Genomic DNA, 21302 nt, shown 5'->3' on the forward strand with positions numbered 1-21302 from the left:
CCTTTAAACTCCGGCTTAGCCGATCCGACCGAGGGCCGGGAACGTCTGGAGCAGCCATATTGCAAAGCTAGAGAGATGGCCGGTGATCATGGCGATGCCCATCACCACCATCACCCCACCAGCGACGATTTTGAGCACCCGGCCGGTGCGGCGCATCGACATCATCCGCGCCATGAACCCGCGCATGAATAAAGCCGCCAAGATGAAAGGGAGGCCAAGGCCCAGGGAATAGACGGCGAGCAGCGTCGTTCCGCTTGCAACCGTGGCGTTGGCAGCGGAGAGGGTCAGAATCGCACCTAGCACTGGTCCGATGCAGGGAGTCCAGCCGAACGCAAAAGCGAGACCCAGGAGATAAGCGGCCCCAGCGCTTCCGCTGCCCGGATTGGCATGGAACCGGGCTTCACGATTGAGCCAGGGCATTGGTACGAGGCCGGTCGTGAATAGGCCGAAGACGATAACGATCCCTCCGCCAATCAGGTTCGCTTCGAAAAGATACATGCGCAAGAGCCGGCTCAACACGGTGGCGCTGGCCCCAAGGATGACAAACACGGTCGTGAAGCCGAGCACGAAGCAGAGGCTGAGGCCGAGAGTTCGGCCCGCTGCCCTGAATTCTGTATCGGCCGCAATTCCGTCCGGGCTAATCGTGCGGCCTGCAACGTAGGAAATATAGCCCGGCACCAGCGGCAGAACGCAGGGCGACAGGAAGGATATAACGCCAGCGGCGAAAGCCGTCGCCATTCCGATACTGGAGAACTCCATCAGCCAATCTCGCCCACTAGACGGCGGAGCTTCTGCAAGCGAATCTCACGCGGCTCGTGCATGTCGAGCGTGCCGACGAATTGGCTCTCGGCATCCATCATGTAGACGCCTGCGGTGTGATCCATCGTGTATTCGCCCCCCTCCAGAGGCACTTTTCGCGCGTAGGCCGCAAAGGCCTTCACCACGGCGTCCGTTTCCTGTCGATTTCCCCGCAATGCGAGGATGCGATCATCAAAGGCTGTCATGTATTGAGCCAGCAGCTCTTGGCTGTCTCGTTCGGGATCGACGGTGAAGAACAGTACGTTGAACTGGTCGGCCACCGGCCCGAGCTCGTTCATGAGATCGCTGAGTTCGTAGAGCGTCGTCGGACACACATCGGGGACAATGGGTGAAGCCGAAGAAGGCGAGATAAGGCTTTCCAGCAAGCGCGGCATTGTCGATCGTCCCGCCTTGATGCGATGTGAGCTGGAACGGGCCGCCGATAGCTGCGATGCCTGTCGAAGACGCGACCGCCGCATTTTGCTGCTGCCAAGGCTTGGACACTGACAAGCCGATGAAAAGCCCACCGACAGCGGCGACGGCAACCCATGCAACAAGACGGAAAAGTTTGACGCCGCTCATTGGACAGCCTCTCCGTGCCCGTCATGTTCGTTCGCAAATTCCGGACGAGCACCCATGTTCTGCACAGCGAACTCAACGTCGATGGTACCGGCCTGCTCGAACACCAGTGTTGCGGCAAACCGCTCCCCTTCCTTCAAAGGACGCGATGGCTTCAAAAACATGATGTGTATACCGCCAGGTTGAAGTTCGACCGTCTTGCCAGCCCCAATTTCGATGCCATTTTGCACCGGCCTCATGCTGGCAACCCCGTCGATCACGGTCGACTCGTGGATTTCCGCCCGTTCTGACAGAGGTGATGAGATCGAAACCAGACGGTCGGCCATACCGCCATCGTTCGTTAGCGTCAGATAGCCGCCGGCTACCGGCGCGACCGGCGGAGTCGCGCGCGACCACGGATGATTGATGGTGATCGAACCGGCTTGGAAGTCGTGACCAACGGCAGGAGAGATCAATACCGCAAGGGTAAGGAAGGCGGCGGATAGGGCTCGTGAACTAATCATGTTGATTAACTTTCTCTCCAGCTTCCCCGGCCTTTTCAAGAATTTCCAAGCCGCTTCTGACAACGACAACAACCACGCCCAGGCCGATGATCAGATCCGGGTAGGGCGAATTGAAAAGGATTACGGCCAGACCCGAAAGCGCGATGGCTGAGTTCACGAGCATGTCGTTTGTCGTGAAAATCCATGAGGCTTGCAGATGCACGCCGCCTTCCCGATGAGAATTCAGGAACCACATGCAGATCATATTCGTAAGCGCGCTCGCGATTGCCACGGCAATCATGACCGGCCCTATCGGATCGGAGCCAGTGAAGAAGCGACGACCGACTTCAAATAGAAGAAGACCAGCGAAAACCATCAGAAGGATACCCGACAGCCGGGCAACTCGAACCTTCGCCGCCAAACCGCGACCTACGACGAAAAGGCTAATAGCGTAGACACCGGCATCGCCAAGATTATCGAGTGCAGAGCCCATCAATCCTGTTGACTGAGCCCACCACCCTAATCCCCCCACAATGGCTGCCTGGGCCGTATTGATCGCAAGCACCCATGCGAGCGCCCATTGTTCGCTCTTCTCGGATGAAGTGGCACTGCCCTTGGACTGATTACTCATAAATTACACCTCGGCTTTCTTGGCGAGAAGTGGAAGCCGCGACCTGCCTTCGCGCACTGCTTGGGCTCATTTGTCGCGGGTGCCGCGCCAGGTCAGCAGGCGCAGCGCATTGGCTGTAACGAGGACCGTAGCGCCCGTATCGGCGAGAATCGCCATCCAGAGCGTGGTAATGCCGAATAGAGTCGTCACGAGGAAGACGGCCTTCAGACCAAGCGCTATGGCGATATTTTGCCAAATATTGCCGAGTGTCGCCTGTGACAACCCGATGAGATCGGCAACACCCGTCACCCGGTTTCTGAGCAGCGCGGCATCTGCGGTCTCCAGAGCAACGTCGGTGCCTGCACCCATGGCAACGCCAACGGAAGCGGCTGCGAGCGCCGGCGCGTCATTGATACCGTCTCCCACCATGGCGATCGGGCCATTAGCTTTGAGGCGACCGATCTCGGCGAGCTTGGCGTCGGGCAACAATTCGGCGCTTGCCTCAAGGCCAAGATGGGCCGCAATGGCGTCGGCCGTGCGCTTGTTGTCGCCGGTCAGCATCAGTGGCCGCACACCTCGATCTGTCAGCCGCTTCACACCTTCGATAGCGTCGTCGCGCGGTTCGTCGCGCAACGCGATCAATCCCTCGATGGTCTTGCCCTTTATAAGCACGACGACCGTCTTGCCCTGGCTCTCCAGTGTGGTGATCGTCTCGGCAATGTTCTCTTCGAGGGCAGCCTGTTCGGCGGCATGACGGGGAGACCCGACCGAAGCGAAGCCGTCCTTCAACCGCGCTGTGACCGCTTTGCCGGGTGTGGCAACGCCGCCCCCGACGGTGACGGGCAGTTCGAGCCCCCGCACTTTTGCCGCCTCCACGATTGCAACCCCGAGAGGATGGCTGGTGCTGCGCTCGACGGCCGCTGCAATGGCAAGGACGGCGTTCTCGTCCCCATTGATCGGCACAATGTCCGTCACCTGGGGATGGCCACGCGTCAGCGTTCCTGTCTTGTCGAAGGCAACAGTTACGACCTTACCGAGTATTTCCAGTGCCGCGCCCCCCTTAATCAGCAATCCCTGACGCGCGCCGGCGGCAAGACCCGAGGCAATAGCCGCCGGCGTGGAAATCACGAGCGCGCAGGGGCAAGCAATCAGCAACGTCGCAAGACCCCGATATACCCATGTCATCCAGTCACCGCCGAAGGCGAGCGGCGGCACCACGACGATCAGAGCCGCGACGACCATAGCGCCAGGCGTATACCAGCGGCTGAAACGGTCGATCATACGCGCCGTCGGGGCCTTTGATTCCTGAGCTTCCTCGACCATGTGGATGATGCGGGCAATGGTATTGTCGGCCGCGACATGACTGATCGACACTCGCAACTCGCCATTTGCATTGATGCTGCCGGCATAGACGTTTGCGCCGGCTTCTTTAAGCACGGGCATGGATTCGCCTGTCACGGGCGCCTCATCGACCTCAGATGCACCATCAATCACCGTGCCGTCAGACGGCACACGGTCCCCAGGCCGAACAACGACGACATCACCAATAGCCAACTCTTCGGCAGCGACCTGCTCAATGACACCATCACGCTCGCGGAACGCGACCCGGGGCACGAGATCGATCAGCGCTTCAATGCCTGCCCGCGCACGGCCTGCCGCCACGGTTTCAAGCAGCTCGCCCACTGCGAACAGGAAGATCACGACAGCAGCTTCTTCGGCCTCGCCGATGGCGACCGCGCCGAGTGCCGCGACCGTCATCAACGTCTCGATGGTGAAGGGTGAGCCGGACATCGCACCGGCGACCGCCCGCCGCGCGAACGGGATAACGCTGATCAGGGCCGCACCTGAATAGAGCCATTGCTCCCAATCCGGCAGGATACGCGCAATGGCGAAGGCAAGCATGAACAGTGCGCCGGTCAGCAGTACAAGCCGACCCTTGCTGCCTTTCCACCACGCCTCTGTGATGCGCTTCCGAGGCGGCCCCCCCTTCGTCTCAGCCTGCTCGATCACTGGCGTGTACCCGAGCGCTCGGATCTTTTGCTCAATAGTGCCGAGGGCCGTCCGGTCTTCATCGAGTTGCAATGCTAGCGTCTCGTTGGCGTAGCTGACATTGATGTCGCTAACGCCCGGCAGGCGTTGCATCGCCGTCTCGATTTTCAATGCGCACGAGGCGCAGTCCATGCCTTCTATACGCAGTCTGTAAGGGCTCGCTGCCGCCATGGTGTCACCTCGATGGTTTAATGTGACACCGCAGATAGACCCTGTAGCAACTATAGGGTCAAGAGTGGACTTCGTTTATTTGATTTCGCGCTGCGATCCACGTGCAAATTCGCGGTACAACTTCATTAAGGAGCCTTGACCCTGTAGTGGGTACAGGGTGCAGAAATAGTTGAATGCAAAGGTAAATGGAGCGAAGCGAAACGATGGCGAAAGGGAGTGCTATGACCACCGGGGCGGGCACGACTGCAAATACCTGGGCGTTCGTCTTCTCGGCATGGCTCATTGCGCTTGCCGCCTCGCTCAGCGCTCTCTTCATTGGTGAGGTCATGGGACAGACGCCGTGCAATCTGTGCTGGCATCAGCGCGCTTTCATGTTTCCGCTGGCGGTCATTCTGGCTGTCGCTAGCTTTCGAGGTGATGCCAGCGTTTCCCGGTACGGACTTCCACTGGCTGCCCTAGGTGCCGCCATCGCTGCATTCCACTCCCTCCTTTATGCGAGGATCCTTCCAGCAGCCATCGAGCCTTGTACACAAGACGGCCCGTCATGTTCTGGCGTCGAGATGACGGTCCTTGGCATTTTGCCGCTCCCTTACCTATCGCTCGCCGCCTTTGGGAGCATCGCTCTTCTTCTCGTTCTCGCGCACCGGAGACGTTCAACATGACCAGACGGTCCATCGTACTTCTCACTGGCCTTGTCGCACTGATTGTCTTTGCAGGCGGTGCCTTTATCTACGACCGGTACGGCGGCCTCTCGGCACAGCCCGTTGCACCGGCGCAAGGTGATGCGTTGGTCAGGGCGCATTCACCCGTAATCGGCCCAGCGGATGCGCCGGTGACGATCGTGGAATTCTTTGATCCGTCCTGCGAGGCGTGCCGAGCTTTCTATCCAGCCGTTAAGCAGATCATGGCGAATTTCCCTGCCGAGACGCGCCTGGTCATCCGATACGCGCCCTTCCATGACGGATCTGACGAAGCCGTCAGGATTCTGGAAACAGCCCGTCTTCAGGACAGATACGAACCGATACTGGAAGCCCTGCTGGCGCGACAGCCGGAATGGGCCGTGCATGGTGCACCCGATCTCGAGAAAGCCTGGGAAATCGTGGCGGCGGCTGGGTTGGATGTTGAGCAGGCACGGCGTGAGATGTCCTCGGCCGAGATTGACGCCGTTCTTGAGCAGGATATGGCCGATGTTCAGAGCAATAATGTGCGCCAGACACCGACCTTTTTCGTGAATGGCAGGCCGCTGGAATCCTTCGGACCGCAGCAACTCCACGACCTGGTGCGTGAAGAGGTGGAGAGCGCCAGAGCGGCGCACTAGGCGAGCCATCGAGATCGACAAACGTCCAAATAGAACCTACATGACCCTGTATACGCTATAGGGTCATAAAATGAACTCTTCAATTCTGACGATCGGTCATCTTGCAAGGCAAACCGGTACCAAGGTCGAAACGATCCGCTTTTACGAGAAGAACGGTCTACTGCCCGAGCCCTCGCGTACCGAAGGCAATTATCGGGCGTACGAGCCAGACCATCTGAACCGGCTGAGCTTTATCCGCCGGGCACGTGACCTGGGCTTCTCGCTCGACCAGATCAGAGCGCTTCTCACGCTATCCGACAATCGCGGACAATCCTGCGCAGCAGTTGATGCCATCGCTAGCGAACATCGTGCAGAGGTCGAAAAGAAGATCACTGATCTCATGGCGCTCAAGGCCGAACTCGACAGAATGATCGACCAGTGCGAGTGCGGCATCGTCGACGATTGCCGGATCATTGAAACCCTGTCGCCGAAATGATCGGAGGTCCATGCAGCTTTGCCGACGATCCATGTCTTGATCGACTGCAATTGGTAGGTCGTTCGACATCTTCCGCTTGGAAGGGTTGGCTGCTGAAAGCGGCCTTTCCGCTTTCCACCCCATGGAGGTCATCGGATCCAAGTCATGCCAAGGCCTCATGGGCTTCCCGCTGACGATATTCGGCAACGATTCTTGAGACGGTTGGCTCGCTCACGTCATAGAGCCGCGCCATCTCGGCGCCGGACTTGCGCCCCGCAACAACGGATTCGGCGATCTCACGCCGTTTCTTATCGTCAAGTTTGCGCCGCCGACCACCGAGCCGCCCTTCCAACCGCGCCTGCGCTAGCCCTGCGCTAGTCCGCTCGCGGATCATGGCGCGCTCGAACTCGGCGAATGAGCCGACCATCTGCATCATCATGCGGCCTGCCGGTGTCGTCGTGTCGATCGCTTCGGTCAGCGACCGGAAGCCGGCCCCCGCCGCTTCGATCTTTTCCATCAAGTGGGGAGCACCTCAAGGTTTGTTCGCCAGACCACGTTTTGTCGGACAAATCGTGAACACCGATTATGCTATGGATCGTAGCCGTGCTCCAGGATCGGTCAGAGCGCGGTAGCAGCCAGGGGCCAGCAGGTCCGATTGCTCCCAGAGATAATCGCCGGTCAGGCCGATGTGGGACCAGCCCATCGGTGAGATGTGCGCCAGCAGAGACTCGTTGATGGCGTCGCCGCGGGCTCGAAGATGCTCAGCCGCCCGCTCGAGGTACATCGTGTTCCAATAGGCGATCGCCGCGATCACCAGGTTCAGGCCCGAGGCACGGTGCTCCTGGTTCTCCAAGGTCCGGTCGGCAAAACGGCCCTGCCGGTGCGCGTAGACGGCCTGCTGTCAATGCCGCCCGTAATTTCCCCAGTTTCGCCGGTCAGGTTGTCGCGGTGATGTGGTCGTTTTTGGGCGGCCGTCCCCTTGGCCGTCGTAGCGGTGCTGGGGTCGGCGGTGTGATGGTAGCCTTGGAGCGGACGTGCTCGGGCATGAGGTCGGCGTGCTGGCGCAACCGGTAGCTGGAGCCTTCGATCTGGATGACCAGAGCATGATGCAGCAGGCGGTCGAGGAGTGCGGTGGCGACGACCGGGTCTCCGAACACCTCGCCCCATTCGGCAAAGCCGCGGTTGGAGGTCAGGACCATCGCACCACGCTCGTATCGGGCGTTGACCAGCTGGAAGAACAGGTTGCCACCCCCAGGAACGACGGGCAGGTAGCCGATCTCGTCAACGATCAGCAGAGCCGGTCGACAGAAGAAGCGTATGCGTTCCGTCAGCCGTCCCTCGCGCTCGGCGCGGGCGAGTTGCCCGAGCAGGTCGGCGAGTGTGCAAAAGTAGACACTGCGCCCTGCCTTCACCGCCTCGACGCCGAGGGCGATGGCCAGATGGCTCTTGCCGGTGCCGGGCGGGCCGAGGAAGTGGACGACCTCGCAGCGACCGATAAAGCCGAGTTGTGCGAGGGTGAGGATACGATCGCGGTCGAGCGACGGCTGGAAGGAGAAGTCGAACCCTGAGAGCGTCTTGATGGTCGCCAGTCGGCCCATGCGCAGGGCCGTCTTGATGCGGCTGTTCTCGCGCAGGGTCAGTTCCTCGGCGAGCAGCATGTCGATGGCCTCCAGAGCACCGATCTCCCCGTGCTCGAGGCGGCGCACGACCTGATCGAGGGCTTCCAGGGCGCGTGGCATTTTCAGACCGACCAGATCGTGGCGGATCCGCTCCAGGGTCGACGGGGTCAGATCACCTGGAGCGCTCATGACCGGCACTCCCGGGCAAGACGGCGAGCGACAGCGTCGTAGAACTCCAGGGAGCGCTGAGCGACCACGTCGCCGGTTCGGCTGACGACCACATCTCCGTCGGCTCCACGTCTTCGTCCTGTGGAGCCCCCTCCTTTTCGGTGTCCAGGAGCCACCCGGCGCTGGTGGCGGCCTTCCAGGACCGGATGGGTCGCGATCAACGTGCCGTCCTCGAAGATCCTGATCTCCTGGGCGAGCGTGTGCACCTCGACCGTGCGCCGCCGGGTGGCATCCGGAACGCTGTAGAAGTTGCCACCGACGCTTACCATCCCTTCCCGGGAGATCCGTCGCTCCAGACGTAGTACGGAGCGGAACGGCGCCAGAGGCAGAACCAGCAGGTGCGGCTTCTCCTCGGCGAACGCCTCGTTCACGACCCGCCGGGTTGTGGCATGCACCCTGGGATTGGCGACACTGTCCAGCCAGCGCCGCAGCTGCTCGTTCAGATCGTCCAGGTTGCGGAACGAACGGGCCAAGAAGAAGTCCTCGCGGATGTATCGGAACGGCCGCTCGACCTTGCCCTTGGTCTTGGCCCGGTAGGGCTGGCACGCGCGCGGGTGGAAGCCATAGTGGCGGGCCAGATCCACAAGGGCCCTGTTGTAGACGATGCCGCGCGGCTCCCCGTCAGCAGCTTCGCCGATCACCGCCGTCTTCATGCGGTCGTAGAGAAGCTCGCGTGGCACGCCGCCGATCGCGTCGAAGGCGGCGACGTGGCAGCGCAGCACTGTCGCTAGGTCCTGATGGGCGACGAACCGTGCCCAGATCAGGCGGCTATGCCCCAGGACCAGCGAGAACAGCCACACGATCCGCGGCTGTTCCGGCTCATCGGTGAACACCACCTGGAACTGAGCAAAGTCGACCTGTCCTTGCTGACCGGGAGGTGTCTCGAAGCGGATCTCATAACCCGGTGTCGGCGCGGGACGGATATCACGCAGATAATCCGTCACCGCCGTATAGCCGCCGCTATAGCCGAGGTCCCGCAATTCTCGCAGCAGCCGGGCGCCGGTCAGGCCAGGCCACGTCATCACGCGTTCGCGCAGATAGGGGGTGTACGGATCCAGCAGACGTGACCGTGGCCTGCGTGGGCCATAGCTCGGTGGCTCCAGGCCGCGCTCGATGTAGCGACGAACGGTCTTGCGGTCGAACCCGCTCTCCCGTGCGATCGCCGATATAGACAGCCCCTGCCGATGCAGTTCCAAGATCATGAGCATCTCTCCCAGTTTGATCACCGCCGAACTCCTCTCGCCGACCGAGAGGAGCATCGGCAACTCGCCGCCGCCGGTCATCCGGGGCGCGCCCCGGATGACCGGCGACACGCCAACTGGGGAATTTTCAAACGGCGGTTCTGGGGAGATTCACTCCGGTATCAACACCTGCGCCAGGGCATGACGTGCCTCACCCTTGTTCAACCCGGATTGGCAGCGACGCCGCAGGCTCCGGCTCTCCAACCAGTCGATCGAGAACAGTGTCCGCTCGAGGCGGCCGACCTCGGCGAGGGCGAGGTCAAGGCGGTTCTGCCGTTTGTAGGCCGAGAGCTTCTGGAGCATGGTCGACGGAGCAACGACACCAGACCGGATGGAGGCGGCGAGCTGAAGGATGCCATCCCAGCTTTCGGCGATGACGTCGGTGCGGATCGGTCGTCCGAGGATCGGTTCGATCCCCTTGTACGCCGCCGACGGTTTGATGGTGCCGAGACGCTTGTCGGCAAGATCGCGCAAGCGCGGGACGAAGCGATACCCGAGCAGGTGGAACAGGGCGAAGACATGGTCGGTCGCCCCACCGGTGTCGGTGTAGTGCTCGCGCGGAAGCAAGCCGCTGCCGTGCAAGAGCAGGCCATCCAGCACATAGGGTGCTTCGTTGGCGGTCGCCGAGACGATCCGTGAATGGAACGACGCGAAATGATCTGACAGGTGGGTGTAGATCTTGATCCCTGGCTCGGCACCGTACTTGGCGTTCACTTCGCTGGCGCCGCCGCGTACCCGACCGGCCCGGAAGAACTGGCCGTCAGACGATGAAGCAGATCCGTCGCCCCAGTACCGAGCAAAGGGTTGAGCGTGGTGAGCGTCGATGATCCGGGCCAGTGCCGCACGATAGTTCTCGTCGGACAGGTACCAGTTGTGCGTCCAGGCCAGTTGCGCGTAGCTCACACCCTGGCTGGCGTTCGCCATCCGCTCCTGGCCGAGATTGGTGGCGTCAGCGAGGATCGCGGCGAGCACCGCGTTGGAATTGTCGTGCTCCTTGCCGGAACGCAGATCCCTGAAGCACGACACGAAGCCGGTGCGCTGCGCGACGTCGCGCAGCAGCTCGGTGATGCGTACGCGCGGCAGCAGCCCGTCGAGTCTGCGATCGAGCGCGTTGGCCTCCGGTGGTGTGTTCGCCGTCAGCGGCGTGATCCGGAGCTTACCACGCACCAGCGAGACGCCCTCGAGCCTCCCGGTGCGCAGCAGACGGGCCAGTCGAGACAGCCGCAGATCGAGTTCCTCCGCCCGACCCTGCAGGTACCGGGAGACGTCGGTATCGACGGGCAGGTCGGCGGCTGCCGCTGCGGCTTCCTGCTTGGACAGGAGGTAGGCGTCGAACTGGCGATAATTTCGCGTCCCATCGACCCAGACATCGCCGGATCGAAGGCCATCGCGCAGGGTGGCCAGAACGGCGGTCTCGTACAGGCGGCGGTTGATCGTTCCACCCTCCCGGACCAACTGCTTCCACCGCCTGCCGCGGAACGGCATGGGGGCGTCGTCCGGGACCTGGCGGCGGTTGCGCCGGTTGAGATCGCGGAGCAGGTCTACCGCCTTGATAAGCGTCTTGCCGCCCGTGGCTGCCTTGAACGTGAAGGCATCGAGGAAGGCCGGCGCGAACCGCCGCAGCGTGGCGTATTTCCCGGCGGCCGCCACGAGCATGTCCTCGCCGGCGAGCTCGGCCAGCGCCTCGACCTGCGGCCTCGCGGCGAGCAATCGGTGCCAGCCGACGGTCTCATCGACCAGGGCCACGGGATCGCCGTCGCCATCGCGGGCCGCCGTGAGTGCGTCGATGGTTCGGCCGAACAACCGCATTAGCTGGCCGACATCCCGCGTCGTTGCCTGGTAGCGGCGTTCCTGCCCGCGCCGTCCCCGCGTGAACAGCGAGCCGACAAGCTTGTCGAACATGCCGATCGCCGCGTCGGAGAGCCGGGTCTCGAGGTCGAGTGTGACCGCCGACAGCGTCGCGCGGCGGCGGTTCTGCGAGTAGTCCGAAAGCAGGAACGCCGGTGCCACGCTTCCTTCCCGGACGAACTGGCGGAACCGATGCTCGTGAATCAAGTCGCTGATCGATGGGTCGAGACCGATACCTCGTACATAGGCGAGCCGGTCGAGCAGATCGGTCAGATTGCCGGTGCTCGGCGACTCAGATATGTCGCGCAGCCACGCCAGCGGAGACGACCGCAGGACCGGGTCGTTCACCAGCAGTACGTCGATGCTGCTCCGCTGCCGTTCGTCCAGGGCGCTCGCCAGAAGGGCCGCCGACAGTTTGCGGGCACGGGCTCGCCCAGCCAATCCGATGCGCTCGATCGTGTCGGGGCTCGGCAAGATAATCCGGTCGGCGCGAAGCGCATCCACGACCGCAGTCGCGATCGGCAGGCCCTTGTCGGTCGACCAGGCCGCAGCGCCGGCAACCTCGATGAGGCAGGCTACATCATCCCGCATGAAGGCTCTCAGCCCAAGGAGATGGGCAATCTGCCGGCCATGATCCTGCCGGGTCTGTGAACGCCGACCATAGCGATCGAAAGACGCTGAGGAGACGCCGAGCTGGTGGGCGATGTAGGCGAGCAATTCCCCCGGAACGTCCTCGTCCACCCGCAGACCAAATCCTGGATACCGGAGCAGGCATAGCTGGACGGCGAAACCGAGCCGGTTCGAGGCACCGTATCGTCCGTTGGCCACTTCGATGTCGTTTGCCGACAGTGTGTAGTGCCGGATCAGGTCCGCCTGATGGTGGGGAACTGCGAATATCTCACGCCACTCGGCATCGTTCAGCAATCCCCGGCGCGCCATGGCTTCCTCCCGTCGGTTGTGGATGGAAAGCCTCGCGCAGAATCATAAATCGGTCACCGGAGCGACTGGTGGCCGTTGATCAAAACGGCAATGCAGGATGTTCATGGTTTGTCCGACAAAGCGTGGTCTGGCGAACAAACCTTGAGGTGACCCCTCACAATGGCCGTTCAGCGCATCAGGCCCATCGCTTCTATGGGAGTAGTTCGACCACGAAGCGTGTGCTCGCCGAGTGCAGACCATCTCGCCCCGTCATTCGGTATCCCGGCTTCGTTCAGTAGCGTCCGCGAAGTGACGAGGGGACAATCCGTTTCACGACTGAGCCGCTCCAGCCGCTCGGCCACGTTCACCGTATCTCCGATGACGGTATATTCGAGCAGCCGCCCGCTTCCCAGGACGCCTACAAACACTTCGCCGTAGTGACCGCCGATGCCGATCTCGATTCCCGCTTCACCTGAACTCATTCGCTCCTTTGACCACTTTGCCACCGTCTTCAGGACATCTACGCCGCACTCAACGGCGCCCCTAGCGTCATCAGGACCTGAGATTGGTGCGCCGAAAACAACCATCACCGCATCGCCGATGAACTTGTCAACGGTTCCACCGTGGCGGAAAACGCATTCGGTGACACGCTCCCTGAACTCGGACAACATCGTGCCGAGTTCCTCCGGGGACATGGTCTCGGCCATCGACGTGAAGCCCTTAATATCGACGAACAGGACCGCCACGGGCTGTCTCAGGCCGGATGAAAGGCCATTGAGTTCGTCGCGGCTCAACCTCTCAGCGATCCGCGGGGAAAAGAAGCGGGAAAGACGGGCGCTGCGCGCCGCCTGATCGATAGAACGGAGTAGTAGCCGCCTGGTTCGGTAAACGCCTAGTACCAGGATCGTGCCAGCCGTCGCGACCAGCACCGGTGGCAGGACATCGAATGCGAAGATCTCCCCCATGGGCCGAAGCCCCGTTGCAGCCATGCGTTGCGGCATCGCCATAGGCATACCCGGGAACGGCAGCAACGATGTTACAAGCACCGAAATCAAGAAGAGCGCCACGATGTACGCGATAAGCGCCGGCTGGTAGCGCATCGACGCATGGATCAGGACCACGAACATCAGCGTGGAGGCAGGCACGGAGACCATCTCCGCACTCAGTCCCATCGTGTTTGCCATGATGTGCATGTGGGTCACGATCAGGACCACGTCGAATGTAGCAAACGCGAAGGGCAGGATCGGGTGATACAACCTGCGCCAGGCCAGAATCAGGCTCGCCCCTGTGGCTAAGCCGTACAGACCGATATCGATCACCGCCCCCTGGTGGATCCCACCATCAGTCGCGGACAGTGCAACTGTCGCCACAAGGACCACGAGGATACCGACCCGAACGAATGCCGAGAGTAGGTCGGCTTGCATTTCCGATGCCCGTAGCTCCGGGAGTCGATCTAGTGCGAAACGTTTCATCCGTGCCCCGCATCATGGCCGTTGTCGCCCTCGCCCAGCCATCGGCGGAGATAGATCCGCTGAAAGGCGAAGACACAGACCATGGCGACAACCGCAATGACGACGATGACCGGATCCGACTGCCATTTCATCACCGCGAACGCGCCGAGAACTAAGACGTCCAATAGGATCGCAATGAGCATCACCCAGCCCTGCGCGCCGATCTCGTGCTTCAGCCACCGGTACACGCCAACATGGATCGCGATGTCCATGACCAAGTAGAAAAAAGCGCCGAGTGAGGCGATACGACTGAGGTCGAAAAAAACAGTGAGCACCGCTGCGGCGACCACGGTATAGACCAGGGTATGGTCGCGGATCCCACCAGGCATGCCGAAATGGCTGTGTGGTATCATCTTCATGTCGGTCAGCATGGCGAGCATCCGCGACACCGCGAAGATGCTGGCAAGCAGACCGGACGCGGTCGCCAGAACGGCGAGGGCGACCGTAAAATAGAAGCCGTATAACCCGAGAGTCGGTTGCGCCGCCTCCGCGAGAGCGTAATCCTTTGCAGCGACGATCTCGTCGAGCGAAAGACTGGAGCCGACCGCGAAGGCGACGAGTAGGTAGACGACAACGCAGACAAGGATCGATACTGTGATCGCGCGGCCGACATTGCGATGCGGATCTACCATCTCAGCGCCGCTGTTGGTGATCGTCGTGAAGCCCTTGAACGCCAGAATTGAGAGCGCCATCGACGCCACGAAGCCCGTCAACGGCAGGTCGTCGGCTTTGGCTCGTGGTTCGAAGGAGAAGCCCCCGGCCCAAAGCGCCGCCGCCCCGAAGAACGCGATCCCCCCGATCTTCAAGGCCGCCATGATCAGCGACACGAGGCCGACGGACCGGTTTCCGGAGATGTTAACCAGATAGGCGAAGACGATGAGGCCGACCCCCAGAACCGGCACGAGCGGGCTGTCAGTGCCAATGTCGAAAGGCCGAAGCACGTAGGTCCCGAAGGTTCGCGCGACTAGGCTTTCGTTGATGACCATGGACAGCGCCATGAGAACCGCCGCGCCGGCCGCAATCCCGCCAGGGCCGTAGGCTTTCTGGAGGATCATCCCGATGCCACCGGCCGAAGGATACGCGTTCGACATCTTCACGTAGGTGTAAGCGCTGAACCCGGTCACCAGCGCACCGGCAACGAATGACAGCGGAAACCACGGACCCGCCAGATCTGCGATCTGCCCGGTGAGGGCAAAGATCCCGGCGCCGATCATCACGCCAGTTCCCATCGAGATGCCGTCGATCAGCGTGATGCTGTTCTTCTGGTAAGTGCTGGAGGCCATGTCGTCCCCGTTGTTCTGTATAGGTCCAGGCCGTTCGGGTGTTGCCGCCCGAACGGCTGATACGGTAGCCGGTTGGTTAGAGTCCCCAGGCCCAGGCTGGAACATGCCCCAGTTGCAGGTGGACTTCCGACACGCCCGGGGTTTCTTCGACCGCGACCTTCACCGCACGGCTCTCGTCGTCTGTGTCAGTCACACCCCAGACCGTCACGACCGCGTCCCTAACGGTGACGTTCAGCAGGGATGGGTCTACCCCTGGGGTCGCGCGGATCGCGTTGACAACGGCCACGCGAAGCGCACGGTCGTCGCCACTGGGAGCGGACATCTTCTCTGCTGAAGCCAGCCCGTGCAGGAGATTGGCGCGGCTGACGATACCCAATACCCGGCCGTCCTCGACCACCGGCACACGCTTGATCCGGCGGGTCTCCAGAGTCTTCGCGATCTCGTGCACCGGCGTCGTTGGCGCAACAGTGACGACATCCCGGGTCATGATGTCCTCGGCCTTTGTGCCGTGCACCTTCACGAAATCTGCGGCAGCTGTGCTTGACCCTGTGAATGCCTCAAGCCACCAGGAACCTCTACGGTCACCTTCATTCTGCAGTCGCCTCATCAGGTCGCCTTCGCTGACCAACCCGGCCAAGCGATTGTGGGGGTCAACAACCGGAACTGCACTGATCCGGTTGTTGAGCAGGGTTTGAGCGATTTCTTCGACGGTGGTTCCGGGGGAGACCGTCACCACGCGGTCCGTCATGACATCTATTGCAAGCATGGATCCTCACCTTGCTCATGTGCCCGCTGACACCGGAGAACGAGTAGCCGAACTCGTACCAAGCGGGCGCTAGGACCAGCCGAACCGTGAAGACCAGTGTGTCCGCTCGGTACGGCTGGGGGCGGTGATCGGGCGCCACGACGATGTTGCCCGATCACCGGACTTGGTCGGATGGCGCGTCAGCGGGTCAGAACAGCATCTTCGTGCCGACTACGAAGAACAGGTTGTCCCTCGCCTCGCCCTCCGCCCGGGCGAGATCGGCTGTCTCACCGAACCGGCGCTCGTAATGGACGCCGATATATGGCGAGACCGCACGGTCCAGAAGATCGTAGCTGAGGCGGGCACCGAGCTCGAGTTTCGGCGCAAAGGCGCCGACCCCAAGTTCCGCGTCGTCCCCCAGCGGGGTATCCAACTCGACGCTTGGCGTCAGTATGATTCGGTTGGTTATAAGCCCCTCGTACTCGGCCTCGATCCGCACGAAGGAGGTCTCTCCGACATAGAGATCGGCATCGATCTCGAACCATTGCGGAGCCAGGCCCTTCACCCCGACCACACCGTAGGCGCGATCCTCGCCGCGAGGCGTATCCAGCCGGACGCCGACCACCGCATCGAAGAAGGTGGAGATCGGCTTCTGAAGACGAAGCTGGTTCTCTAGGGTTTCAAACTGTTTGCCTTCGGTGAGGTACTCCGCCTCGCTGCGCCAGACGACTTTTAGCTCGTCGGTCCCCACCAGGGCGTCGAAATCCCAGGCATAGAGGTCCGACCCGTCGTCGAACCGGCGCTCGGCCTGTTCGACCTGCAGGCCGTAGATCAGAGGTTCGGCCGAGGCCGGGACCGTCCAGAGGAGCGCCGGAACCAACGCCGCGGTTACAAGGATATTTCTGCGCATGGTGTTAGCCTCCGGTGGTGTGGTTCGAGGTGGTGTCGAGGTCGGCGCTCTTGCCGACCGGCCCACCTTCCACGACGACCTTGCGGAACATGCCGCTGTCGGCGTGATAGGAGAGATGGCAGTGGAAGGCCCACTGACCGGGCGCGTCGACCTCCGTCTCCATGAACACCGTCGTGCCGGGCGCGACGCTGACCACATGCTTGATCGGGTTCCACTTGCCCTGTCCGACATCGAGGATCGACCACATTCCGTGCAGGTGCATCGGATGGGTCATCATCGTCTCGTTGACGAACTTGAAGCGAACCCGCTCGCCGTACTGCAGCCGGATCGGCTCGGCGTCAGAGAATTTCACGCCGTTGATTGACCAGATGTAGCGCTCCATGTTGCCGGTCAGGCGCAGCTCAATCTCTCGGGTCGCGTCGCGGTGCTCGTAGAGTGGCTTCTGCGCCTTCAGGTCGGCATAGGACAGGAACTTGCCGCCATCCGCCGCCTGGGGGGTGAGACCGCTGCCGGGGGCGTAGAACGGATCGGCCGGTGCCGCCGCCATGGTCCCGTGGTCCATACCCTGCATGACCGAGCCGTCGGACATGATGTGCGTCGGCTGTCCCGAACTTTGGCCCATGGTTCCATGTCCCATAGCGCTATGGTCCATCGTGCCATGGTTCATGCCTTGCATGACCCTGCTGTCGGGCATGGTGTGCGTCGGCTGATTTGAGCCATGATCCATCGCGCCCTGGCCCATCGCGCCCTGATCCATGGACCCGTGCTCGCCATGGGCCATGCCCATATCCGCCATGGTCAGGAGCGGCGGTTCGCGCAGGTCCGGCACCTCCGCCTCCATCCCCGACCGGGGCGCCAGGGTGCCCCGCGCGAAAGCCGTGCGGCCCATGGATTCCGCGAAGACCGTATAGGCCCGGTCCTCGGTCGGTCGCACGATCACGTCATAGGTCTCGGCCACGGCGATCCGCAGTTCGTCGACGGTCACCGGCTGCACGTTGTTGCCGTCGGCCTGCACCACGGTCATCTGCAGCCCGGGAATGCGGATGTCGAAATAGGTCATCGCCGAGGAATTGATGAAGCGCAGCCGGATCCGCTCGCCTGGCTCGAACAGACCGGTCCAGTTCTGCGATGGGCCCATGCCGTTGATCAGCGGCGTGAAGCCCTGAAGGTCCTCCACATCCGTCGGCATCATGCGCATCTCGCCCCAGGCGCTGCGGTCGGCGAGGGCGGCGCTGAGCCCCTGGTCCCGGCTGTCGTTCAGGAAGTCGAGGAACGTGCGCTGCTGCCGGTTGTAGTAGTCGGGCATCAGCTTGAGGTTCCGCATGATCCGCTCGCCGGAATGCGGATGGGCGTCGGTGAGCTGGACGACATAGTCGCGGTCGAAGCGGAACGGCTCGCGTCCCTGCGGCTCGATGACGATCGCTCCATAGGCGCCGTCGGGTTCCTGGAAGCCGGTATGGCTGTGGAACCAGTAGGTGCCGCTCTGCACGATGGGGAAACGGTATGTGAAGGTCTCGCCCGACTTGATTCCCTCATAGGAAATGCCCGGCACGCCGTCCTGTTGGTACGGCAGGATCAGCCCGTGCCAGTGGATCGAGGTGTCCTCGGCGAGGTTGTTGGTCACGGCTATCGTGACCTCCTCGCCCTCCTTGAACCGAAGGATCGTCGGCGTGGACGATCCGTTGTAGCCGATGGCGGTCTTGGCGAAGTCGCCGGTCTCCAGGGCGACCCGGTCGACGGTGATGCTGTAGTCGCCGGCGCTGGCGGCGGTCACGCTTGATACGGTGAATGCCGCTGCGAGCGCGCAGGCCCGGGCAAACGATGTCGCTGTCACGACGCGTCTCCTGATCTGGGGGATGGGTCGGAGCACCGGGCCGCGCGCAGGGCGGCCCGGCTCCTTACACGGTGACGGTCAGTTGGCCTTCCGGAAGTCGCCCATCATCCCGGCCTGGTAGTGGCCCGGGACGTTGCAGGCGAACTCCAGGTCCTTGGCATCCGCGAAGCGCCAGATCAGCTCGCCCGACTGGCCGGGCTCCAGCAGCAGGCTGTTGCCGGCGGCGTGCATCCCGTGGCCCATGGAGGTCTTCATCTTCTCGGCCGCCGCCCGGTCGATCCGGTCGGGCATGAGCACGCCGTGATCGACCAGCATCTGCATCTCGGCTTCGTGGGCCTTATGCATCTCGGCGGTGGCGATGTTGAACTCGTGCACGATGGCGCCGGCGTTCTTCACCAGGAACCGGACGGTCTCGCCCTCGGAGACGGAGAGGGTTTCCGGTTCGTAGTAGTTGTCGTGCATGGTGATCTCGATGGTCCGACCGACCGCCGAGGCGTCGCCCGGCTGGCCGATGGACATGGCGGCGCCATGGCCGCCTCCGTGCGACATCTGGGCCGACGCGATGCCGGCAACGGACAGGGAAAGCGCAAGCGCAGCCGCAACGGCACGCGCATACAGGCGGTGGTTCATTGGAGGTATCCTCGCAAGAAAGCAAATGATCGAAAGGCGTTGCAGCCGCCGAGCCGGAGGGTATCGGCGTGGACGGTCAGTCGATCAGGCGCGAGGCGGCGGTGTGGTCGCTTCCGCATTCAGGCCGGCGGCCAGCCGGTCGGACGGCGCCGACCAGTCGTGCCGGGTGTAGGGCAGACCGGCGACGGCCGCCATATCCGGCGTGACATAGCCGGCGCAGCTGTGGCCGGCGATCGCGCAGGCGGCATGATAGCCGGCACGGTCGGTCTTGTGCTCCCCGTGACCGTCCGTATGCCCGGGCATCGGCGCCTCGGCCGCCTGCGACACCGGCATGTCGCCGCTCCCGCCTCGATGCGGATCCGCCATCCCCATCGCCCCCGTGGAGAGGGCGATCAGGAGCATGGCGGCGATGGCGATGAAGCGCTTCATGACGGTCGAATAGGGCCTCCAGCAACCGGAAGGTCAAGAACAGTCTGCGCCCGCCTGCACAGGGGGACACGGGACCGTGCCGTAGGAGCAGAACACGCAGCAGTCTCCCGGCTTGGGCTTCAGAACGGCGCCGCAACCCTTGCAGTCGTAGAACCACTGGCAAGCGTCGGTCGGCATCCGCTCCTCCTCGCGATGACCGCAGCGCGGGCAGGTGACGGTCGACCGGTCGGTCCGCTCGGGCTGGCGTCTCATTCCGGACGCTCCGGGTCCATCAGGTACTCCACCAGGGCCGCGATGTCCGTATCGCTCCAGTAGCGTGTGCCGTCCCGGATCACCTCGGCCATCGACCCGCCGAGGCTGTCGCCCGTGGGCGTCAGTCCCGACCGCAAGGCATAGCGCAGATCGTCTGACGTCCACCCCGCCCGCGCCAGGGCCTCGGGCGTGATCGCCGGGATCTTCTCGTTTCCGGGACCGGTACCGCCCTCGAACTTGCGGTCCGGATCGCGGCCGCCGAGCAGGGTCCGGGGCGTATGGCAGGCACCGCAATGGGCGGCGGCCTCCGCCAGATAGCGCCCGCGGATCCAGGATTCGTTTCGGTCCTCCGCCGGCGCCAGCGGCCCGGACTCGAAATACAGCCGCTTCCAGAGCCCGACACCGCGAGCCCAGCTGAACGGGACGCGCAGCCGGTGTTCCGGCGGCCCGCCGGCCACCGCCGGAACCGACCGGACGGCGGCCCATAGGTCGACCACGTCCTGATCGGTCAGCCGTGTGTAAAAGCTGTAGGGAAAGACCGGAAAGAGGTGGCCGCCGTCCGGTTCTTCTCCGGCCGTCAGCGACCGGGAGAAATCCGCCAGCGTCCACGCCCCGATCCCGTCCTCGGGATGGGGGGTGATGTTCGGGGCGAAGAAGGCGCCGAATTCGGTGTCGATCCCGGCGCCACCGGCCAGCACGGCACCGTCGCCCGTCGGGTCGGTGTGGCAGGCGATGCAGCCCGACAGGCGCGCCACATAGGCGCCGCGGTTCACGTCGCCGGAGAGGCCCACCAGGTTGCGCTCGGGCACGCTTGGACCGGCAGTGAGCCAGACGAAGGCACCGCCGCCCAGAAGGGCGGCGGCGCCGACAATCAGCCAGAAGCTCCGGGCCATCAGTTCTGCTTCTTGCGGAAGCTCTGGTGACAGGCGGAGCAGGAGTCGGCCAGATGGAAGAAAACCCCGTCAGGCGGCATCTGCGCCAGCATCTCGGCGGTCGGGCCCTGTCCCCCGCCCATCATGCCGCCGCCCATCATGCCGCCACCCATCATTCCCTGGCCCTGCATCATGCCCTGTCCCTGGCCCTGTCCCCGGCCCATCATGCCGCCCTGGGCGCCGCCCGACGGTCGCGGGTTATCGGCCGCAGCCGCAAGGGCGCGGGCATAGGCGGAGAGCTGATCCGACAGGGCACTGAACCGGTCCCAATCGCTCCAGATCGCCGGCAGCGCCTCCGACGGGTGGTCGAGGCTGTCCTTGGGAAAGAGCCTGGTCAGCGCCTCGCCGCCATGGCTTTCGATGGTGGCGGCCAGCGACCGGACCCGTTCGGCACCGTAATCCTGCTGACCCCGCATCATCGCGGTCAGTTCCTTCATGGCGTCGCCGAGCGCTTCCATGGA

General features: G+C 63.0%; 23 protein-coding genes and 1 pseudogene. 3 read left to right on the forward strand and 21 right to left on the reverse strand.

Features of this window, described 5'->3' with window-relative positions:
• Nucleotides 1-15 precede the first annotated feature (15 nt).
• The 6 genes and pseudogenes from BLS34_RS23760 to BLS34_RS23780 form a co-directional block, all read right to left on the reverse strand.
• Nucleotides 16-759 carry a cytochrome c biogenesis CcdA family protein gene (locus BLS34_RS23760; RefSeq protein WP_009452630.1) on the reverse strand — a complete coding sequence of 248 codons (744 nt, stop codon included), beginning with the start codon at nt 757-759 and terminating at the stop codon, nt 16-18.
• Complete coding sequence (locus BLS34_RS26570) at nt 759-1277, reverse strand: SCO family protein (RefSeq protein WP_425425870.1); 519 nt, start codon at nt 1275-1277, stop codon at nt 759-761. The genes BLS34_RS23760 and BLS34_RS26570 overlap by 1 nt, the downstream gene beginning before the upstream one ends.
• Nucleotides 1183-1380: pseudogene (locus BLS34_RS26780) on the reverse strand (hypothetical protein); the annotation flags it as partial. The pseudogene BLS34_RS26780 and the gene BLS34_RS26570, both read right to left, overlap by 95 nt.
• Nucleotides 1377-1880: a copper chaperone PCu(A)C gene (locus tag BLS34_RS23770; protein WP_009452628.1), complete on the reverse strand. Its 504-nt coding sequence runs from the start codon at nt 1878-1880 to the stop codon at nt 1377-1379. The pseudogene BLS34_RS26780 and the gene BLS34_RS23770, both read right to left, overlap by 4 nt.
• Nucleotides 1873-2490: a cation efflux transmembrane domain-containing protein gene (locus BLS34_RS23775; protein WP_018065776.1), complete on the reverse strand. Its 618-nt coding sequence runs from the start codon at nt 2488-2490 to the stop codon at nt 1873-1875. The genes BLS34_RS23770 and BLS34_RS23775 overlap by 8 nt, the downstream gene beginning before the upstream one ends.
• 66 nt (nt 2491-2556) lie before the next feature.
• A complete protein-coding gene (locus BLS34_RS23780) occupies nt 2557-4689 on the reverse strand; it encodes a heavy metal translocating P-type ATPase (protein WP_028793179.1) in 2133 nt (710 codons plus the stop codon).
• Nucleotides 4690-4910: 221 nt separating this feature from the next.
• On the opposite strand from BLS34_RS23780, the gene BLS34_RS23785 reads away from it, so the two are divergent.
• The 3 genes from BLS34_RS23785 (at nt 4911) to BLS34_RS23795 (ending at nt 6482) form a co-directional block, all read left to right on the forward strand.
• Nucleotides 4911-5351: a disulfide bond formation protein B gene (locus BLS34_RS23785; RefSeq protein WP_024706423.1), complete on the forward strand. Its 441-nt coding sequence runs from the start codon at nt 4911-4913 to the stop codon at nt 5349-5351.
• Entirely contained in the window at nt 5348-6007 is a 660-nt protein-coding gene (locus BLS34_RS23790) for a DsbA family protein (protein WP_028793180.1), read from the forward strand. Before BLS34_RS23785 ends, BLS34_RS23790 begins: the two co-directional genes overlap by 4 nt.
• Nucleotides 6008-6077: 70 nt before the next feature.
• Nucleotides 6078-6482, forward strand: coding sequence for a MerR family transcriptional regulator (locus BLS34_RS23795; protein WP_009452623.1), 405 nt, complete (start codon nt 6078-6080; stop codon nt 6480-6482).
• Between the two features lie 142 nt (nt 6483-6624).
• On the opposite strand, the gene BLS34_RS23800 is transcribed toward BLS34_RS23795, so the two are convergent.
• The 15 genes from BLS34_RS23800 to BLS34_RS23870 all read right to left on the reverse strand — a co-directional run.
• A complete protein-coding gene (locus BLS34_RS23800; protein WP_245565553.1) occupies nt 6625-6978 on the reverse strand; it encodes a recombinase family protein in 354 nt (117 codons plus the stop codon).
• Nucleotides 6979-7044: 66 nt separating this feature from the next.
• Nucleotides 7045-7314, reverse strand: a complete 270-nt coding sequence (locus BLS34_RS23805; RefSeq protein ID WP_028793181.1) for a Tn3 family transposase — start codon at nt 7312-7314, stop codon at nt 7045-7047.
• A gap of 82 nt (nt 7315-7396) precedes the next feature.
• Nucleotides 7397-8269 carry an IS21-like element helper ATPase IstB gene (gene istB / locus BLS34_RS23810; RefSeq protein ID WP_028793182.1) on the reverse strand — a complete coding sequence of 291 codons (873 nt, stop codon included), beginning with the start codon at nt 8267-8269 and terminating at the stop codon, nt 7397-7399.
• Complete coding sequence (gene istA, locus BLS34_RS23815) at nt 8266-9534, reverse strand: IS21 family transposase (protein WP_028793183.1); 1269 nt, start codon at nt 9532-9534, stop codon at nt 8266-8268. Before istA ends, istB begins: the two co-directional genes overlap by 4 nt.
• A gap of 126 nt (nt 9535-9660) precedes the next feature.
• Nucleotides 9661-12336, reverse strand: coding sequence for a Tn3 family transposase (locus BLS34_RS23820; RefSeq protein WP_084618682.1), 2676 nt, complete (start codon nt 12334-12336; stop codon nt 9661-9663).
• Between the two features lie 167 nt (nt 12337-12503).
• Nucleotides 12504-13787, reverse strand: coding sequence for an adenylate/guanylate cyclase domain-containing protein (locus BLS34_RS23825; RefSeq protein WP_084618683.1), 1284 nt, complete (start codon nt 13785-13787; stop codon nt 12504-12506).
• A complete protein-coding gene (locus BLS34_RS23830) occupies nt 13784-15109 on the reverse strand; it encodes an APC family permease (protein ID WP_028793184.1) in 1326 nt (441 codons plus the stop codon). The genes BLS34_RS23825 and BLS34_RS23830 overlap by 4 nt, the downstream gene beginning before the upstream one ends.
• 76 nt (nt 15110-15185) lie before the next feature.
• Nucleotides 15186-15875, reverse strand: coding sequence for a CBS domain-containing protein (locus tag BLS34_RS23835; RefSeq protein WP_028793185.1), 690 nt, complete (start codon nt 15873-15875; stop codon nt 15186-15188).
• A 187-nt stretch (nt 15876-16062) separates the two neighbouring features.
• Entirely contained in the window at nt 16063-16764 is a 702-nt protein-coding gene (locus BLS34_RS23840) for a copper resistance protein B (RefSeq protein WP_028793186.1), read from the reverse strand.
• A gap of 4 nt (nt 16765-16768) precedes the next feature.
• On the reverse strand, nt 16769-18598 hold the full coding sequence (locus BLS34_RS23845) for a copper resistance system multicopper oxidase (protein ID WP_245702162.1): 1830 nt from the start codon (nt 18596-18598) through the stop codon (nt 16769-16771).
• A 78-nt stretch (nt 18599-18676) separates the two neighbouring features.
• Nucleotides 18677-19228 carry a cupredoxin domain-containing protein gene (locus BLS34_RS23850; RefSeq protein ID WP_093153532.1) on the reverse strand — a complete coding sequence of 184 codons (552 nt, stop codon included), beginning with the start codon at nt 19226-19228 and terminating at the stop codon, nt 18677-18679.
• An 84-nt stretch (nt 19229-19312) separates the two neighbouring features.
• Nucleotides 19313-19657 carry a hypothetical protein gene (locus BLS34_RS23855; protein WP_028794502.1) on the reverse strand — a complete coding sequence of 115 codons (345 nt, stop codon included), beginning with the start codon at nt 19655-19657 and terminating at the stop codon, nt 19313-19315.
• 33 nt (nt 19658-19690) lie between these two features.
• The gene (locus BLS34_RS23860; protein ID WP_093153534.1) at nt 19691-19909 is read right to left on the reverse strand and encodes a GDCCVxC domain-containing (seleno)protein; all 219 of its coding nucleotides are present in this window, start codon (nt 19907-19909) and stop codon (nt 19691-19693) included.
• Nucleotides 19906-20802, reverse strand: a complete 897-nt coding sequence (locus BLS34_RS23865) for a cytochrome c (RefSeq protein ID WP_093153537.1) — start codon at nt 20800-20802, stop codon at nt 19906-19908. The genes BLS34_RS23860 and BLS34_RS23865 overlap by 4 nt, the downstream gene beginning before the upstream one ends.
• Nucleotides 20802-21302: cytochrome c (locus BLS34_RS23870; RefSeq protein ID WP_139189416.1), on the reverse strand; the 501-nt coding region annotated here is incomplete at its 5' end. The genes BLS34_RS23865 and BLS34_RS23870, both read right to left, overlap by 1 nt.

The sequence above is a fragment of the Thalassobaculum litoreum DSM 18839 genome (assembly GCF_900102465.1).
In the GTDB taxonomy this organism is placed as follows: Bacteria; Pseudomonadota; Alphaproteobacteria; order Thalassobaculales; family Thalassobaculaceae; genus Thalassobaculum; species Thalassobaculum litoreum.

Excerpts from the sequence above, each read along its gene's own strand:
- BLS34_RS23865 (WP_093153537.1), bottom strand. The coding sequence starts at position 20,802 with ATGGCCCGGAGCTTCTGGCTGATTGTCGGCGCCGCCGCCCTTCTGGGC.
- BLS34_RS23835 (WP_028793185.1), bottom strand. The coding sequence starts at position 15,875 with ATGCTTGCAATAGATGTCATGACGGACCGCGTGGTGACGGTCTCCCCC.
- BLS34_RS23820 (WP_084618682.1), bottom strand. The coding sequence starts at position 12,336 with ATGGCGCGCCGGGGATTGCTGAACGATGCCGAGTGGCGTGAGATATTC.
- istB (WP_028793182.1), bottom strand. The coding sequence starts at position 8,269 with ATGAGCGCTCCAGGTGATCTGACCCCGTCGACCCTGGAGCGGATCCGC.
- BLS34_RS23760 (WP_009452630.1), bottom strand. The coding sequence starts at position 759 with ATGGAGTTCTCCAGTATCGGAATGGCGACGGCTTTCGCCGCTGGCGTT.
- BLS34_RS23850 (WP_093153532.1), bottom strand. The coding sequence starts at position 19,228 with ATGAACCACCGCCTGTATGCGCGTGCCGTTGCGGCTGCGCTTGCGCTT.
- BLS34_RS23780 (WP_028793179.1), bottom strand. The coding sequence starts at position 4,689 with ATGGCGGCAGCGAGCCCTTACAGACTGCGTATAGAAGGCATGGACTGC.
- BLS34_RS26570 (WP_425425870.1), bottom strand. The coding sequence starts at position 1,277 with ATGCGGCGGTCGCGTCTTCGACAGGCATCGCAGCTATCGGCGGCCCGT.
- BLS34_RS23800 (WP_245565553.1), bottom strand. The coding sequence starts at position 6,978 with ATGGAAAAGATCGAAGCGGCGGGGGCCGGCTTCCGGTCGCTGACCGAA.
- BLS34_RS23790 (WP_028793180.1), top strand. The coding sequence starts at position 5,348 with ATGACCAGACGGTCCATCGTACTTCTCACTGGCCTTGTCGCACTGATT.
- BLS34_RS23830 (WP_028793184.1), bottom strand. The coding sequence starts at position 15,109 with ATGGCCTCCAGCACTTACCAGAAGAACAGCATCACGCTGATCGACGGC.
- BLS34_RS23825 (WP_084618683.1), bottom strand. The coding sequence starts at position 13,787 with ATGAAACGTTTCGCACTAGATCGACTCCCGGAGCTACGGGCATCGGAA.
- BLS34_RS23770 (WP_009452628.1), bottom strand. The coding sequence starts at position 1,880 with ATGATTAGTTCACGAGCCCTATCCGCCGCCTTCCTTACCCTTGCGGTA.
- BLS34_RS23855 (WP_028794502.1), bottom strand. The coding sequence starts at position 19,657 with ATGAAGCGCTTCATCGCCATCGCCGCCATGCTCCTGATCGCCCTCTCC.
- BLS34_RS23795 (WP_009452623.1), top strand. The coding sequence starts at position 6,078 with ATGAACTCTTCAATTCTGACGATCGGTCATCTTGCAAGGCAAACCGGT.
- BLS34_RS23785 (WP_024706423.1), top strand. The coding sequence starts at position 4,911 with ATGACCACCGGGGCGGGCACGACTGCAAATACCTGGGCGTTCGTCTTC.
- BLS34_RS23775 (WP_018065776.1), bottom strand. The coding sequence starts at position 2,490 with ATGAGTAATCAGTCCAAGGGCAGTGCCACTTCATCCGAGAAGAGCGAA.
- BLS34_RS23840 (WP_028793186.1), bottom strand. The coding sequence starts at position 16,764 with ATGCGCAGAAATATCCTTGTAACCGCGGCGTTGGTTCCGGCGCTCCTC.
- BLS34_RS23860 (WP_093153534.1), bottom strand. The coding sequence starts at position 19,909 with ATGAGACGCCAGCCCGAGCGGACCGACCGGTCGACCGTCACCTGCCCG.